The sequence below is a fragment of the Rhodopila sp. genome (assembly GCF_965276935.1).
Lineage (GTDB): Bacteria > Pseudomonadota > Alphaproteobacteria > Acetobacterales > Acetobacteraceae > Rhodopila.
Window position 1 is genome coordinate 465,392 of the sequence record NZ_CBDIBS010000003.1, and the last position, 14,856, is coordinate 480,247.

The following is a 14,856-nucleotide window of genomic DNA, read 5'->3' on the forward strand; positions in this document are numbered from 1 at the left end:
CCATCAAAGGGTTGTTGATGAATGAATTCGACCACGGCACCGCTTGCCGCGGCGCGCCGCCCTGTCAACGTCATGGCGCGCGCAACCCTTCCTCGCGTGCTCGGTTGCCCGCCATCCACGCCTTGCGGCGCGGACCGGAACAAGGACAGGGATGGCGACCCTACAACCATCATGACGAGCTTTGGCGCCGCCTGATCCCGGGGATCGCCGGCAACCGGCTGGCCGTCAGCGCATGACCTACATCATCGGCATCGATGTCGGCGGCACCTTTACCGACGTTGTCGTCGCCGCGCCGGCTGGCCAGACGATCATCGCCAAGGCCACGACCACGCCCGCGGATCAGTCGGACGGCGTGCTGGATGGGATCGCCCTGGCCGCGCAGCGGCTTGGATTGACCGCCGGCGACCTGCTGCATGCGACCTCCCGGATTCTCCATGGCACCACGGTCGCCACCAATGCCCTGCTGGAAGGCAAGGCGGCACAGGTCGGCATGCTGACGACCGAGGGACACCGCGATGTCATGGAGATGCGGGAAGGCCTGAAACCGGACCGCTACAACCTGCGCATGACCCCGCCTGCCCCCTTGGTCCCGCGCCGCCTGCGGCTGGCGGTGCGGGAACGCCTGCGGGCCGATGGAACGGTGGAGGTTCCATTGGACGCCGGATCGCTGGATCGCGCCATCGCCGCGCTGGCCGAGGCGGGCGTGCAGTCGGTCGCGATCTGCTTCCTGCACGCCTGGCGCAATCCTGGCCACGAACGCCATGCCGCCGCCGCGGTCCGCGGCCGCCTTCCCGGCGTCTATGTCACAACGTCGTCCGACGTGCTGCCGCAGATCAAGGAGTTCGAGCGGTTCTCCACCACGGTCGCCAACGCGGCCGTCGGACCGGTGATCCAGCATTATCTCGACCGGCTGCAATCCCGGCTGGTGGATGCGGGGTATCATGGCGAGCTGCTGGTCATCCTGTCGCATGGCGGCGTCGCGTCGGTCGCGGAGGCGACACGGCTGGCCGCCGGCACCGCCTTGTCCGGACCCGCTGGTGGCGTAGCGGCGGCGGTGGCGCTGAGCCGCGCTGGGCTGGCGCGGGACGTGATCGGCTTCGACATGGGCGGCACCTCGACGGACATCGCCGTGGTGCGCGATGGCCAGCCGACGCTGTCGGGCGACAAGGTGGTGGGCAATGCGCGGATCGCGCTGCCGAGCCTGGATATTGTAACGTTGGGCGCGGGCGGCGGATCGATCGGCAAGCTGGACCCGGCCGGCCTGCTGGCGGTAGGTCCGGAAAGCGCCGGCGCCGATCCGGGACCGGCCTGCTACGGCCAGGGCGGCACCGCGGCCAGCGTGACGGACGCCAATCTGGTGCTGGGTTACCTTGATCCGGCAAATTTCCTCGGCGGCCGCCGCATGCTGGATCTGGGCGCGGCGACGGTGGCGGTAGGAAAACTGGCGGCCGCGCTGGGTCTGGATGTCGCCGATGCCGCCGGCGGTATCCACCGGGTGGTCAATGGCCGCATGGCCGATGCCGTTCGCGTCGCCACCGTCCGCCGCGGCGTCGATCCGCGGCGCTTCACGCTGCTGGCGTTCGGCGGCGCCGCCGGATTGCATGTCACCGCCGTGGCGGCGGAACTGGGCATGACGCGGGTGGCGATTCCGCTGGCCGCCTCGGTGCTGTCCGCCTGGGGCATGCTGAACACCGATCTTCGGGTGGAACTCAGTCGCAGCCAGGGACAGGCCGGCGCGATCGACGTGGATGACCTGAAAGCCGCCTTTGTCACGATGGAGCAGGAAGGCCGTGCTCGGTTGGCCTGGTTCAACGGTGAGGTAACGCTCCGCCGGTCCGCCGACATGCGCTACGGCGAACAGGTGTTCGAGATCGCGGTGCCGCTGGATGATCTGGACTGGAATGCGGTGGACCTGGATGAAACGCTGGCGGAGCGGTTCCACGCGACGCATGAGGCGCTGTATACCTATGCCTTGCGCGACCAGGAGGTGGTTCTGGTGAACGCACATCTGTCGGCGATCGGCCAACTGCCGCAGATAGAACCGGCCGGCCTCGAACCACGCTGCGCGGCGATGCCGAAGGGACAGCGGCGGGTTTATCTCGGCCGATGGACGGAGGTGCCGGTGTTCGACCTCCTGACGCTGGGTGTGGATCAGGCCATCACCGGCCCGGCGGTGATCGAGTCGGACACCACGACCGTCCTGCTGCGGGCGGACGACACCGCCCGCTTCGACGCAAGAGGCTGGCTGGATATCAGCGTGATTGACCCACATCGGTCGCCGGCATAGCGTTGATCGCTTGGAGGACAGATCATGCAGGATGATCCACCGCTGAAGGTCTTCTGGCAGCCTGGCTGAACAAGCTGCCTGAAGCTCAAGGAGTTTCTCTCGGTCCGTGCGATCGAGTTCCAATCGATCAATGTGCTGGAAGACCCCGTGGGACTGGCGGAGCTGCGCCGGCTTGGCGCACGCTCGGTGCCGGTGCTGTCGCGCGGTGATGACTGGGTGTTCGCCCAGAATATCGGGCACGTTGTCAAATTCCTTGGCTTGAACGAGGCAACCGGTCCGGTCCTGTCGGCTGTCGAACTCATGCGGCGCCTCGAGCTTTTCATGTCGACGGCGGTGCAAATCATCCCGCTTATGCCGGATGACCGGCTTGAACTGCATGTGCCGAACCGTCCGCGCAGCTATCGCGTCCTGGGGCACCACATCTTCCGCATTCCGGAGGCGCTGCTGGAGGTCGTTGCCGGCGCAACCTTGAGCTATGAGATGCTGACCGCCGCGCCGCCGGCCGGGATGGAAACCAGCGCCGATATCGCGGCCTATGGACAGCGCGTGCTGGGCCAGGTTCGGGCCTGGTGGGATGCCAAGCCGGACAAGGCGGGACGGGAAGCCGTGGAAACCTACTACGGGCGGCAGTTGTTGCAGGAATACCTGGAACGAACGACGTGGCATTGCGGACAGCATGTCCGTCAGTGGGACATGCTGCTGCGGATGGCCGGGATCACGCCGGCGACGACACTGCATGAGCCAGACTTCGCCGGGCTGCCCATGCCCAGCAGCGTGTGGGACGGCTGATCCGGCGGGTATCCGGCCGTCCCGCAGTCCAGACCCATGCCTTGCGACGTGACAACCCCGCTGCCCACACCGGCGCTTCGTGCGGTCCCGAGATTATATCTCGGTAATTTTGATGACAGTGCTCTCGGAAACGTGCTTCAACAAATCGCGACTTTCGCGAGTGCATGCATGATCCGGCTGTTTTCCCAACAAGGCTTGTCACCGCACGGGTTCTGCCTTCTATGGCAGCCAGAGCTGGTCTGGCTGCATGCGTTTTCCGACGCAATGATTGGCGTCGCCTACTACGCGATACCGCTCGCCCTGGCATTTCTCGTTATCCGCCACCGGGACCTTGCTTTTGGCTGGATGTTCTGGCTGTTCGCGTTGTTCATCCTGGCGTGCGGCACGACGCACTTCATGGAAATCTGGGTGCTGTGGCATCCGGATTACGCTGTGCAAGGCCTGCTGAAGGCGTTCACCGCATTGGCCTCGATTTCCACCGCCTGCCTGCTGTGGCTCCATATGCCCCGGCTGCAGGCCATTCCGACGCCCGGTCAGTTGCGCCGGATCGCCGATCAGCTTGCCGACGAGACGGTTCGGCATGAACAGACGGTGGAGCAGCTTTACCAGAGTGAGGAGAGCTTCCGGCTGATTGTCGAAAGCGTACGCGACTGCGCCATGTTCATGCTGGACAAGAATGGCTTTGTTACATCCTGGAATGGCGGCGCCGAACGCATCAAGCGTTACGCGGCCGAGGACATCGTTGGCCGCCACTTCGGGTGCTTCTACGTGCCGGAAGACCAGGCCAACGATGCACCAGCGCAGGGGCTGGCGGTGGCGATGGCGGAGGGCCAGCACCAGGAGGATGCCTGGCGCCTGCGCGCCGACGGCTCGCGCTTCCTGGCCAATGTGATCATCAATCCGGTGTTCGACCGGGCCGGCGTGCACATCGGCTTCGCCCAGGTGACGCGCGACATCACGGAGGAGCACCACGCGCGGGAAGCGCTGGGGCAAGCGCGGCTGGCGCTGGCGCAATCGCAGAAGATGCAAGCCGTCGGACAACTGACGGGGGGCATCGCGCATGACTTCAACAACATGCTGACGGCGATCCTGGGCAGCCTTGAACTGCTCGACAAGCATCAGGAGAAATTCAGCCAGGCGACGTATCGGATGCTCTGCGTGATCCGCAAGGCCGCCGATCACGGCACCGAGCTGACGCGCCGGCTGCTGGCGTTCTCCCGCAAACAGATGCTGACACCGGCGGTCACCGACGTGAACCGGCTGGTGTCGGGGCTGTCCGACATGCTGGGACGCACGCTTGGTGAATCGGTCGCGATCGAAACGCAACTGGCGGGCGGGCTTTGGCCGGTGTTCATCGACCGCAACCAGTTGGAGAGCGCGTTGCTGAACCTGGCGGTCAATGCACGCGACGCGATGCCACAGGGTGGCAGCCTGACGATCGAGACGCTGAACGCCTTCCTCGATCAGGACTATGTGCAGCGGCGCGACGAGGTCGTGGCCGGTGAGTACGTCGCGATCGCGATCAGCGACAGCGGCACGGGCATGGCCGCCGACGTGCTGGCCCGCGCGTTCGAGCCGTTCTACACGACCAAGGAGATCGGCCAGGGCACCGGTCTGGGACTGAGCCAGGTGTTCGGCTTCGTCAAGCAGTCCGGCGGACATCTCGAGCTTTACAGCGAGGTGGGACATGGCACGACGGTGAAGTTGTACGTGCCGCGTCACCACGCCGCGGTCGAGGCGGCGGCGCTGGCCGCCGAACCGGTGTTGCCGCTGCCGGTCGGAAGCGAAACCGTGCTGGTGGTCGAGGATGATGACCGGGTGCGAGGCTACAGCGTCAGCGCGGTGCGCTATCTTGGCTACAACACGCTGGAGGCGAGCAGCCCGGCAGCCGCGCTGGACATCATCCGGACCCGTCCGGACATCAGCCTGTTGTTCACGGATGTAGGCCTGCCCGGCATGAATGGACGAGAGCTCGCGGACCAGGCGATCGGCAGCCGGCCCGGCCTGAAGGTTGTCTACACGACGGGTTACGCGAGAACGGCGATCACCCGTCAGGGCATGTTGGAACGCGGGGTCCACCTGTTGCCAAAGCCGTACAAGATCGAGAGCCTGGCCAGAATGCTGCGATCGGTGATGGATGAGGTCTGACATCAACTGGTGAAACGATTGTCGGGCGCCGCCGCGATCGTCATACCAGGGTACTCGGCCTATCCACCACTTGCGGAGCAGGAGGCGGCGAAGGCGTGCATCGCTGACCGCCGCCGGTCATGTTGTGGGTGTGAAAGCCGTGGGGTGTGAAAGCCGTGGGGTGTGAATGCCGTGGGGCGTGCAAGCCATCTTCCTTGCGTGCCCGGCCGGCTGCCATGACGCGATTCGACGACCGTGATGGCGGCTGCGTCAACCTCGTACCCCGCCGCCTGGAAACTCCACCTCCGCGGCGCGCACGGTCGCCAGGTTCGCGGTCTGCACATAAGGCAGGTTGGACAGCGCCTGCAGGGTCACCCGCGGAGGCTGCGTGAAGACCGGCGAGGCCAGAGCCTGCAAGGCGGCGGTCTGGTTGCCGAATTGCAGATCCCAGGCAAGCGCGAGCAGCGCGTTCACCACCAGTTGCGGCGGCGCATCCGGACGAATGCCAACGATATGGCGCAGGTCGCCACGCGCCTCGTTGATGCGAAACTTGATCGTGCTACCCATGCCAACCCAGCGCGGATTCTCCGGCAGTTCACCGGACAGGTACTCCAGCGCGATGATGGCGCGGGCGGCCTCGATCGGGTTGCCGCGGGTGTTGGCGGGGGAGGCGAAGGCCCAGGCCGACTGGTTGATGGCGCCGATGTCGTTGTCCTGATAGGTGCCAAACACGCCGGCCGGCAGGAATGGCGTGTTCCGCGTCGCCGGCAAGGTCGCGCAGGCCCCGAGGGACAGAGCGAGGGACAGGGCGCCGGCCAGGGCCAGCGGCGAAGCTGAAAATAAGCGCATGGGGTTTCCCTAAAGCATTGTCATTCAGATAGGACGTCATCAGCCGGCCGGCATGCCGTTCCCGTTTGATTGACATCCGTTGCCAGGACACTTGCGGCGGCGGCGGCGAGAAACGCCTCCGCCAGCGTCGGATCGTCGGCGAGACGGGCCAGCACGACCGCGCCGACCATGGTGGCGAGCGAGGCGGCGGCCTGGTCGCGGCCGACCAGACGGGCAAGCGCATCGAGCATACCACGCAGCGCACCGGACATGGCGTCGCGGGACTCGGCACGGCGGGCCACATCAGGGCCAAGCGTCGTGAGCGGACAGGCGGCGTCGGACATGGCATGGGCGGGGTTCAGGTAGGTTTCGACGATCCGCTTCAGGGCGGCTTGGTGATCCGGCAGGCGGCTCAGTCCGTCCCAGCGCGTTGCCGCCTGTTCCAGCAGGGATCGCGCGACCTCCGCCGCCAGCGCCTCCTTCGAGGCAAAATGCAGGTAGAAGCCGCCATGCGTCAGGCCGGCCAGACGCATCACGGCGTCGACGCCGGTGCCGTCGACGCCATGTTCCCGGAACAGCAAGCCGGCGGCGTCAATGATCCGCTGTCGGGTCGCGGTCTTGCGCTGGGTGGTGGTACGCATCTCGGGCCTCCGGTCTTGGCGCTTGACTTCCATATGACGATCGTCATGTTGCCTGCAACCCTTCCCGGAGTGCCGCTGCATGGGACCGAAGACGATTGCCCGCCTGGCCGCCGGCCGCATCCACTACGCCTGGATCGTCGTGGCGGTCATGTTCGTCGTGATCCTGGCCAGTGTCGGGGTGCGGGCCACGCCGGGGGTGCTGATCGTGCCGCTTGAGGATGCGTTCGGCTGGAGCAACGCCGCCATTTCCGGCGCGGTGTCGCTGAACATCCTGCTGTTCGGACTGGTGGGACCGTTCGCCGCCGGGCTGATCCAGACAATCGGGCTAAAGCGGACAGTGCTGATCTCGATGGCGCTGCTGGTCGCTGGCGCCGGGCTGAGCAGTTTCGTCACGCAGCTCTGGCAGCTTTACCTGACATGGGGGGTGCTGGTCGGGCTTGGCTCGGGGGCCGGCATGGTCGGGCTGGCGACGGCGCTGGCGAACCGCTGGTTCGTGGCGCGCCGCGGCCTTGTGGTGGGGCTACTGACGGCGAGCAACGCCAGCGGCCAGTTGATCTTTCTGCCGCTGCTGGCTTCGCTGGCGACGAATCACGGCTGGCACACCGTGCCCTGGGCGGTGGCGCTGATCATCCTGCTGCTGATGCCGGTGGTGATGCTGATGCTGCCGGAAAGCCCGGCTTCAATCGGGATCGGACCGTTCGGGTCGCAGGACATCGTGGTGCTGCCGCCGCAAGCGGGCAACCCGTTCATGATCGCCATTGGCGGCTTGGCGCGCGGTGCGCGCTCGATCGATTTCTGGCTGCTCTTCATCACCTTTGGGGTCTGCGGTTTTTCCACCAATGGGCTGGTCGGAACGCACCTGATCCCGTTCTGCATCGACCATGGCATTCCGGAGATCAGTGCCGCCGGGCTGCTGGCGGCGATGGGGGTGTTCGACCTGATCGGCACGACGTTGTCCGGCTGGCTGACCGACCGGTACAACCCGCGGATCCTGCTGTTCTGGTATTACGGGCTGCGCGGTCTGTCGCTCGCGGTGCTGCCGTTCACCCAGTTCGATGTGGTCAGCCTGGGTATCTTCGCGGTGTTCTACGGACTGGACTGGGTGGCGACGGTGCCGCCGACGGTGACGCTGACGAACGACGTGTTCGGCAAGAAGGACGCTCCGGTGATGATATCGTGGATTGTCGCCGGGCATCAGTTGGGCGGTGCCTTGGCGGCGCTGGGTGCCGGGGAAACGCGCTATCTGACCGGCAGCTATGTTCCTGCCTTCCTGGCGAGCGGCATCGCCTGCCTGATGGCGGCGCTGCTGGTGCTGCGAATCGCACGGGCAAAGCCAGTGCTGGCGGCAGCGGCTTAGGATCGCGCGTAAAGGCAGCGCCTGTGCATGCCTTCACATCGGATAAACGCGCCAATTCCGTTCACGGGTTGGTATCACACCGCTGCGGCCTGAGCTGCGCCTGGTGCGGACATCCCCACGGGCATCCTCACGGGCATCGCCATCAGGTTTTCCTGGGCCTTCTGCTCCGCCTGCTTCCGCTTGTGGTTCTCCGCCATGCGCCGCGCCATTCGTTGCTGTTCGGCGGCTCGGCTCCAGACCCTGACGGTCTTGTTGCTGCTGACATCCGGCGCATGGCCGGCGAAGTCCATTGTGGCGGGCGCTTGGCCGGCAGCGGATTGATCGGGTGTGGCGGCGGGCTGGGGCTGTGCCGGTGGGATCGCGGCTTCCTTGGCGGTGGGCGCCGCCTTGCAACGTTCCCGCCGCAACCGGTCCAGTGTGCGCTGGTTCTGCTGCGCCGAACGGTTGAGGCTGACGGCGTTGCCGCGGAGACGGAGGATCTTGTTGGGCGGCAGATCGGCCGCCGCGGCCTCACTGAGCGCCTGGAGCGCCTGGAAGCCGAAGCTGATGATCTCGGCGGCGAGGCGGAGTTCTTCCTGAGTTTCGGCCTGATAGTCGGCCAGCATGTGATTGGCGGCATGGCGCGCGGCGATCAGGTCGCCATCGGCGCCGATGAGAAAGAAGGGCGCGAGCAAGGCAAGAACCGTGTCCAGGATGGCGGGTGTAATGGCTGTGGAGAAGGACCCTGTGGAGAAAGACATCGGGATGTGCTCGCGAGTTGGGATACGGGATATCGTCCTGATTATGCTGAACGTTAAGGGAACATTGCCTGAAATGCAAGAATAATTTCTCTACGGGCTGCTAGGCGAGGTTTGCCCGTGGTGGCCGGGGGTTCGGTAGCAACGGGACCAACAGTTCGATTAAGGCTGTCCGGTTGATGGCTACCGCCGATTACGACCCATAATGGACATTGGCCGGAGCCGTTGTCGTTCCCGAAAAGCGGATGTGTCGGACACCATGACGCTTTGGGACCGGAGTATCACAAGCCGGCATGAACACGGCGTTGCGGCTTAGGGCGTATCGGTGAGCCGATCGAGGTTCGCGATTAGTCGGTCGAGCAGAACGGCAAGTTGCGCGGTCTCCTGGTCGGTAAACCCAGCCACCGCGTCGCGATTGCCTCGGAACAAGGTCGCGATGGCCTCCGGCAGCCTTGCTAACGCGAGCTCCGTCAAGGCGATGCGACTGCTGCGTCCATCGTCGGGATCAGGCGTGCGCCAGATAAGCCCGGCCCGCGCCATGCGCGTGAGCATCTGCGCCATGGGCGGCTGCTGAATCTGCGCGAAGCGCGCCAGATCACGTTGCGTGTCGGCCCGACCGGTTTGGAGGGCGACTAGAACCGGCACATGGCCGACCCCGAAACCCAGCGGCTTGAGGCGAGCCTCGCTCAAGCGCGCGAAGCCCCGCGCTGCAAGGCTGATCAGGTGTCCCGGCGTCGAGAGCACGTCCGTGCCCGTATCGCTCTCTTGCATCATGCGCCTCAATTTATATATGCCCATATGTAAATGCCGATCTGTTTCGCATCAAGGCGCTGCGATCCCGTTCCGTCGCGCCCCGGCACTTTGTCATGAGGAGCAAGCCTATGGCTGACGACATCGAGGTTCTCAGGGTGATGTATGACCGTTTCAACGCACGGGACATCGATGGCGTCCTCGGCGCACTCACCGATGACGTCGCCTGGGCCAACGGCATGGATGCCGGCCACGTCCACGGCCGCGAAAGTGTCCGCGAATACTGGACGCGCCAGTGGGCCATCGTCAGCCCGCACGTCGAGCCCGTAAGCTTTGACAGGGCTCCGAATGGTTCAATCGTTGTCGAGGTGCGTCAGTCCGTGAGGGATCTACAAGGTAGGCCCCTGCAAGATCAAACGCACGGGCTCCGGGACAAAACGGTCGGTCACGTCTTCCATCTGCGGAATAGCAAGGTCACCCGCTTTGACATCCGAGAAGATCACTGAGCAGGCCGGCGATCGGAAGATGTGTGCCGAGCTTATGTGGCCATGACCAATCGAACTTCTGGTTCCCCTGCTATCGGACCCCCTGGCTGGGTTGATGGCGGGATTGGGCGATATTAGCGTCCGGCGGCCTCAAGAATTGGTGGCAAAGCCCCATATGAATTGATGTCATTGGATAGGGAGCCACGCAACATGAGCGCGACAACGGAAACGGCCACTTTGGGCGGCGGATGCTTCTGGTGCCTGGAGGCGGTATTCAAGGACCTGAAAGGCGTCACCTGGGTGATGTCGGGCTATGCTGGCGGGCAGGTTGCCAACCCCAGCTACCACGCCGTCTGCTCGGGACGCACCGGCCATGCCGAGGTCGTGCAGGTCAAGTTCGATCCCAGCCAGCTTGCCTATGCCGACCTGCTGCGGGTGTTCTTCTCGATCCACGACCCGACGACGGTCGACCGCCAGGGCAACGACGTCGGCTCGCAATACCGCTCGATCATCCTGACCCACTCGGACGCGCAGCGTGAAACGGCGGAAGCAGTGATGCGGGAGATCAGCGAGGCCAAGATCTGGCGAGGCAGGCTGGTGACGCAGATCGAGCCGCTGACGGCGTTCTATGAAGCGGAGCCGGAACACCATGACTACTTCGCCCGCAACCCATACACCGGTTACTGCCAGGCCATCGTGGCGCCGAAAGTGGTGAAATTCCGCAAGCAGTTCGCCGACCGGCTGAAGCGGGAAGCGGCGGAGTAGACACGGTCCGGCATCCGGCGAGGTGCCAAGTCAATCCGCGGCATTGGGTGCCAAGACCATGATCCCTGGAGGTTGGTTCCTGGTCAGTGTATGATCGTGGTGCGATTCTTTTGTCTGACCGCGCCATTCAGGCCATCTGCCTGACCAGCCTCAGGCGATCACACTTCGATCATCCCTCCGGCGGCGCTCTCGACGGACGTGGAAGTGGCGATGATCTCGGGTTGGACGGCCGATGGCAGGGCTGCCGCCACGTCCAGATCCGGAGCCGGCCAGATCAAGGGTGTGGAAATGGCGATGATCTCGGGTTGAACGGCCGGTGGCAGGGCTGCCGCCACGTCCAGATCCAGGGCCGGCCAGATCAAGGGCTTGGAACTGGCGATGATCTCGGGTTGGACGGCTGGTGGCAGGACTGCCGCCACGTCCAGATCCGGGGATGGCCAGATGATCGGAACTGGTTGGCTCGTCGCGCGATTTATCTGCCGCCATGCCCTGTCGTTCTGAAGAACCGTTCGGTTGGCTGCAAGTCCCAGCCGAGCCGCGCGGCTGGCATGTATCAAATCTTTTGTCCGCGCCCTGATCCGACGGCTGTCCTCGATCACTTCAAGAGTCTCGGATATGATGCAAGCCACGGCCGGATCGCCTCCACAACGCTCAGGACATTAGGTCAAAGTCCGTGATTGTTTCCACCTAAAAATAACACGCCCTGGTTGTGGTCACCTTGTGTCGCAAGGAATTCGGCCCAGGCCAGACCATGACTTCTGAACTAGCGCCGCCGCCGCACCGCCATTTGACGCCAAGCAGCCGACCCTATAACCGGACAGCGGGATAAGGAGACGCCAATGGACCTGAACTTTACCGCTGAAGAACGCGCCTTTCGCGCCGACGCGCGCCAGTTCTTCCGCACCGCCATCCCCGAGACCATTCGCGCCAAGGTCGCGGAGGGCGAGGGTCTGACGCGCGATGACATGATCACCTCGCAGCGCATCCTGAACGCGCGTGGCTGGGCCACGGTGAATTGGCCGGTGGAATGGGGTGGCCAGGACTGGTCGCCGATTCAGGTCTACCTGTATCAGGACGAGATGCAGCAGGCCGACTGTCCGGCGCCGATCCCCTTCAACGTCAGCATGGTCGGCCCGGTGATCGCGCAGTTCGGCAGCCAGGAGACCAAGCAACGCTTCCTGCCCGCCACCGCCAACGCCGACATCTTCTGGTGCCAGGGATTTTCCGAGCCTGGTTCGGGTTCCGACCTGGCGTCGCTGCGCACCAAGGCCGAGCGCAAGGGCGACAAATACATCGTCAACGGCCAGAAGATGTGGACCACCCTGGCGCAGCACGCCGACTGGATCTTTTGTCTGGTCCGTACTGATCCCAGCGCCAAGGCGCAGGAAGGCATTTCGTTCATTCTGATCGACATGAAGACGCCGGGCATCACGGTTCGCCCGATCGTCACCATCGACGGCGGCCGCGAGGTCAACGAGGTGTTCTTCGACAATGTGGAAGTTCCGGTCGAGAACCTTGTCGGTCAGGAGAACAAGGGCTGGGACTACGCCAAGTTCCTGCTTGGCAACGAACGCACCGGCATCGCCCGCGTCGGTGCCTCGAAGGCGAAGATCGCCAGGATCAAGGAACTCGCGGCGCTGGAATTCGCCGGCGAACGTCCGTTGATCGAAACCCCGCGCTTCCAGGAAAAGCTAGCCGGGGTCGAGGTCGAGCTGAAGGCGCTGGAGATGACCCAGCTTCGGGTGGTGTCGGATGAGCGCAAGCTGGCGAAGGGGCGGCAGAACCCGGCATCGTCGATCCTGAAGCTGAAGGGCACGGTGATCCAGCAGCAACTGACCGAACTGGTGATGGAGGTCGTCGGTCCGTATGTCATGCCGTATCAGCGGGACTTCGACGGCAACAATGAACCGGTGATCGGCCCGGATTATGCCACCGAGGCGGCGCCGATGTATTTCAACTATCGCAAGGTCTCGATCTACGGCGGATCGAACGAGATCCAGCGCAACATCATCGCCAAGGCGATCCTGGGGTTATAGCGCGCGGGGTTGGTGTGGCGACTGCACGTTAGACCATGATCGTTTGAGGTTGCCTCATCGTCGGTGTCCGATCATGGTCTAACGCCTTGTTTGATCGCGTGATTCACGCCTTCTGACTGGTCAGCCTCAGGCGATCACGCTTTAGCTGAAGGGACTTCGCCATGGATTTTGATCTGACCGAGGACCAGCGCCTGCTGAAGGACAGCGTCGATCGCTTGATCGCGCAGCAGTATGGCTTCGAGCAGCGCAAGAAATACATCCGCGAGCCGGCCGGCTACAGCGTTGCCATGTGGGACCAGATCGCCGAACTGGGGCTGCTGGGGCTGCCGTTCGAGGAGACATTGGGCGGCTTTGGCGGCGGTGCCATGGAAACCGCGATTGTCATGGAAGCGTTTGGCCGCGGCCTGGTGCTGGAGCCGTTCTTTGCCACCGTCATTCTGGGTGGTGGTCTGTTGCGCCGGGCCGCCCCGGCCTCCGTGCTGGGCGCATTGGCGCCGCGTGTCGCCGCTGGCAAGCTGAAGCTGGCCTTCGGGCATGTCGAGCGGCATTCCCGCTACGACCTGAGCGATGTCAGCACCACCGCGCGCAGGGACGGCAGCGGCTACGTCCTCGACGGCGCCAAGAGCGTGGTGATCCATGGCGATGCCGCCGACCGCATCTTCGTCACCGCCCGGATCGGCGGTGAACGGCGGGCGCGCGACGGCATCGGCCTGTTCCTGCTCGATCCCGCGACGCCGGGCGTCAGCCGCCGCGGCTACCCGACGCAGGACGGGCAGCGCGCCGCCGAGTTGACGCTGACCGGCGTGCGTGTCACCGCCGACGACGTGCTGCATGATAATGCCCTGCCGCTGATCGAGCACGTGGTTGACGAGGCGATCGCCGCGCTTTGTGCCGAGGCGGTGGGCGCAATGCAGGCGATGCACGAACTGACCCTGGAATACCTGAAGACCCGAAAGCAGTTCGGCCGCCCGATCGGGTCTTTCCAGGCGCTGCAGCACCGCTCAGTGGACATGCTCGTGGCTTTGGAACAGGCGCGCAGCATGGCGATGTTCGCCGCCGTGATGGCGGAAGAGGAGAACCCGATCGAGCGGCGCCGTGCCATCGCCGCCGCCAAGGTGCAGATCGGCCGGTCGGCGCACCACATCGGGCAGGAGGCGATCCAGCTTCATGGCGGCATCGGCGTGACCACTGAATATGCCGTCGGCCATTACTTCAAGCGAACCACCATGATCGAGCAGTTGTTCGGTGATGCCGATACTCATCTGGCCTATCTGGCCCGCCACGGCGGCCTGTTCGGCAGGGCGGCTTGAGTTCATCGCGGGCGGGGGCTGTCCTGCTCGACCTGGACGGCACCCTGGCGGATTCCCGGCCGGGCATCGAGGCAGGTCTTCGCTTCATGGTGGGCGAACTTGGTCACGATCCGGCGGCGGCGGGCGATCTGACGTGGGCCGTGGGTCCGCCGATCGCCGTGTCGATCGGCACGCTGCTGGAGAGATACGGCGACGACCGGGTGGACCTGGGTGTCAGCACGTATCGTGCCCGTTACTCCGCTGTCGGCTTGTACGACTGCACGGTGTTTCCCGGCGTTCCGGAGATGCTCGCGATCCTGCACAACGCCGGCCGCAGGCTGTGTGTCGCGACATCGAAACGCCGTGATTTCGCCGAACGCGTGGTCGATTTCCTTGGCTTCCGCCGCTGGCTGCCGACGGTCTATGGCGCGCTGCCGGGTGGTGGCCTGGACGACAAGAAGGACATGCTGGCCGAACTGCTGCGGGTCGAGGAATATGACGCCGCCGCCACGGTCATGGTCGGCGACCGGATGCACGACATTCACGCCGCGAAGGCCAATGGGCTGCGGTCGATCGGTGTGCTGTGGGGGTATGGCGGACAGGCGGAACTGGTGGAAGCGGGCGCGGATGCGCTGGCGGCGACGCCGACGGACGTGGTGAGGCTGCTTTAGACCTCGAGCGGCAAGGTTTCGCCTCATGGACCAGGCCGGTTGGGAAGCAGGAAAGCCATTCGAGGGCAACGCTGCCGAAGCTCTTGTCTCGGTC

The 14,856-nt window shown here is 64.7% G+C and carries 14 protein-coding genes; 9 read left to right on the forward strand and 5 right to left on the reverse strand.

What is annotated here, in order from left to right; translation table 11 throughout:
- Positions 1-232: 232 nt before the first annotated feature.
- From ACQY4S_RS09965 to ACQY4S_RS09975, 3 genes are all read left to right on the forward strand, one after another.
- On the forward strand, positions 233-2,287 hold the full coding sequence (locus tag ACQY4S_RS09965) for a hydantoinase/oxoprolinase family protein (protein ID WP_428485048.1): 2,055 nt from the start codon (positions 233-235) through the stop codon (positions 2,285-2,287).
- A 78-nt stretch (positions 2,288-2,365) separates the two neighbouring features.
- Positions 2,366-3,076 carry a glutaredoxin family protein gene (locus ACQY4S_RS09970; RefSeq protein ID WP_428486252.1) on the forward strand — a complete coding sequence of 237 codons (711 nt, stop codon included), beginning with the start codon at positions 2,366-2,368 and terminating at the stop codon, positions 3,074-3,076.
- A 168-nt stretch (positions 3,077-3,244) separates the two neighbouring features.
- On the forward strand, positions 3,245-5,224 hold the full coding sequence (locus tag ACQY4S_RS09975; protein WP_428485049.1) for a PAS domain S-box protein: 1,980 nt from the start codon (positions 3,245-3,247) through the stop codon (positions 5,222-5,224).
- A gap of 249 nt (positions 5,225-5,473) precedes the next feature.
- Here the strand turns inward: ACQY4S_RS09975 and ACQY4S_RS09980 are convergent, their stop codons facing one another.
- Positions 5,474-6,052, reverse strand: a complete 579-nt coding sequence (locus tag ACQY4S_RS09980) for a hypothetical protein (protein ID WP_428485050.1) — start codon at positions 6,050-6,052, stop codon at positions 5,474-5,476.
- 20 nt (positions 6,053-6,072) lie between these two features.
- Positions 6,073-6,672 (reverse strand): TetR/AcrR family transcriptional regulator, encoded by a 600-nt coding sequence (locus ACQY4S_RS09985; protein ID WP_428485051.1) that lies wholly within the window; start codon positions 6,670-6,672, stop codon positions 6,073-6,075.
- 79 nt (positions 6,673-6,751) lie between these two features.
- On the opposite strand from ACQY4S_RS09985, the gene ACQY4S_RS09990 reads away from it, so the two are divergent.
- Complete coding sequence (locus ACQY4S_RS09990; protein ID WP_428485052.1) at positions 6,752-8,029, forward strand: MFS transporter; 1,278 nt, start codon at positions 6,752-6,754, stop codon at positions 8,027-8,029.
- A 74-nt stretch (positions 8,030-8,103) separates the two neighbouring features.
- On the opposite strand, the gene ACQY4S_RS09995 is transcribed toward ACQY4S_RS09990, so the two are convergent.
- Both ACQY4S_RS09995 and ACQY4S_RS10000 read right to left on the reverse strand, forming a co-directional pair.
- On the reverse strand, positions 8,104-8,769 hold the full coding sequence (locus ACQY4S_RS09995) for a hypothetical protein (protein ID WP_428485053.1): 666 nt from the start codon (positions 8,767-8,769) through the stop codon (positions 8,104-8,106).
- 309 nt (positions 8,770-9,078) lie between these two features.
- Positions 9,079-9,540 (reverse strand): MarR family winged helix-turn-helix transcriptional regulator, encoded by a 462-nt coding sequence (locus ACQY4S_RS10000; RefSeq protein WP_428485054.1) that lies wholly within the window; start codon positions 9,538-9,540, stop codon positions 9,079-9,081.
- A gap of 107 nt (positions 9,541-9,647) precedes the next feature.
- Here ACQY4S_RS10000 and ACQY4S_RS10005 point away from each other — a divergent pair, with 107 nt between their 5' ends.
- Positions 9,648-10,022 (forward strand): nuclear transport factor 2 family protein, encoded by a 375-nt coding sequence (locus ACQY4S_RS10005; protein ID WP_428485055.1) that lies wholly within the window; start codon positions 9,648-9,650, stop codon positions 10,020-10,022.
- 189 nt (positions 10,023-10,211) lie between these two features.
- Complete coding sequence (msrA, locus tag ACQY4S_RS10010) at positions 10,212-10,766, forward strand: peptide-methionine (S)-S-oxide reductase MsrA (RefSeq protein ID WP_428485056.1); 555 nt, start codon at positions 10,212-10,214, stop codon at positions 10,764-10,766.
- 158 nt (positions 10,767-10,924) lie between these two features.
- On the opposite strand, the gene ACQY4S_RS10015 is transcribed toward msrA, so the two are convergent.
- On the reverse strand, positions 10,925-11,185 hold the full coding sequence (locus tag ACQY4S_RS10015) for a hypothetical protein (protein WP_428485057.1): 261 nt from the start codon (positions 11,183-11,185) through the stop codon (positions 10,925-10,927).
- Positions 11,186-11,605: 420 nt separating this feature from the next.
- Here ACQY4S_RS10015 and ACQY4S_RS10020 point away from each other — a divergent pair, with 420 nt between their 5' ends.
- From ACQY4S_RS10020 to ACQY4S_RS10030, 3 genes are all read left to right on the forward strand, one after another.
- Positions 11,606-12,802: an acyl-CoA dehydrogenase family protein gene (locus tag ACQY4S_RS10020; protein WP_428485058.1), complete on the forward strand. Its 1,197-nt coding sequence runs from the start codon at positions 11,606-11,608 to the stop codon at positions 12,800-12,802.
- Between the two features lie 161 nt (positions 12,803-12,963).
- On the forward strand, positions 12,964-14,112 hold the full coding sequence (locus ACQY4S_RS10025; protein ID WP_428485059.1) for an acyl-CoA dehydrogenase family protein: 1,149 nt from the start codon (positions 12,964-12,966) through the stop codon (positions 14,110-14,112).
- On the forward strand, positions 14,109-14,762 hold the full coding sequence (locus ACQY4S_RS10030) for an HAD hydrolase-like protein (RefSeq protein ID WP_428485060.1): 654 nt from the start codon (positions 14,109-14,111) through the stop codon (positions 14,760-14,762). Before ACQY4S_RS10025 ends, ACQY4S_RS10030 begins: the two co-directional genes overlap by 4 nt.
- Positions 14,763-14,856 lie beyond the last annotated feature (94 nt).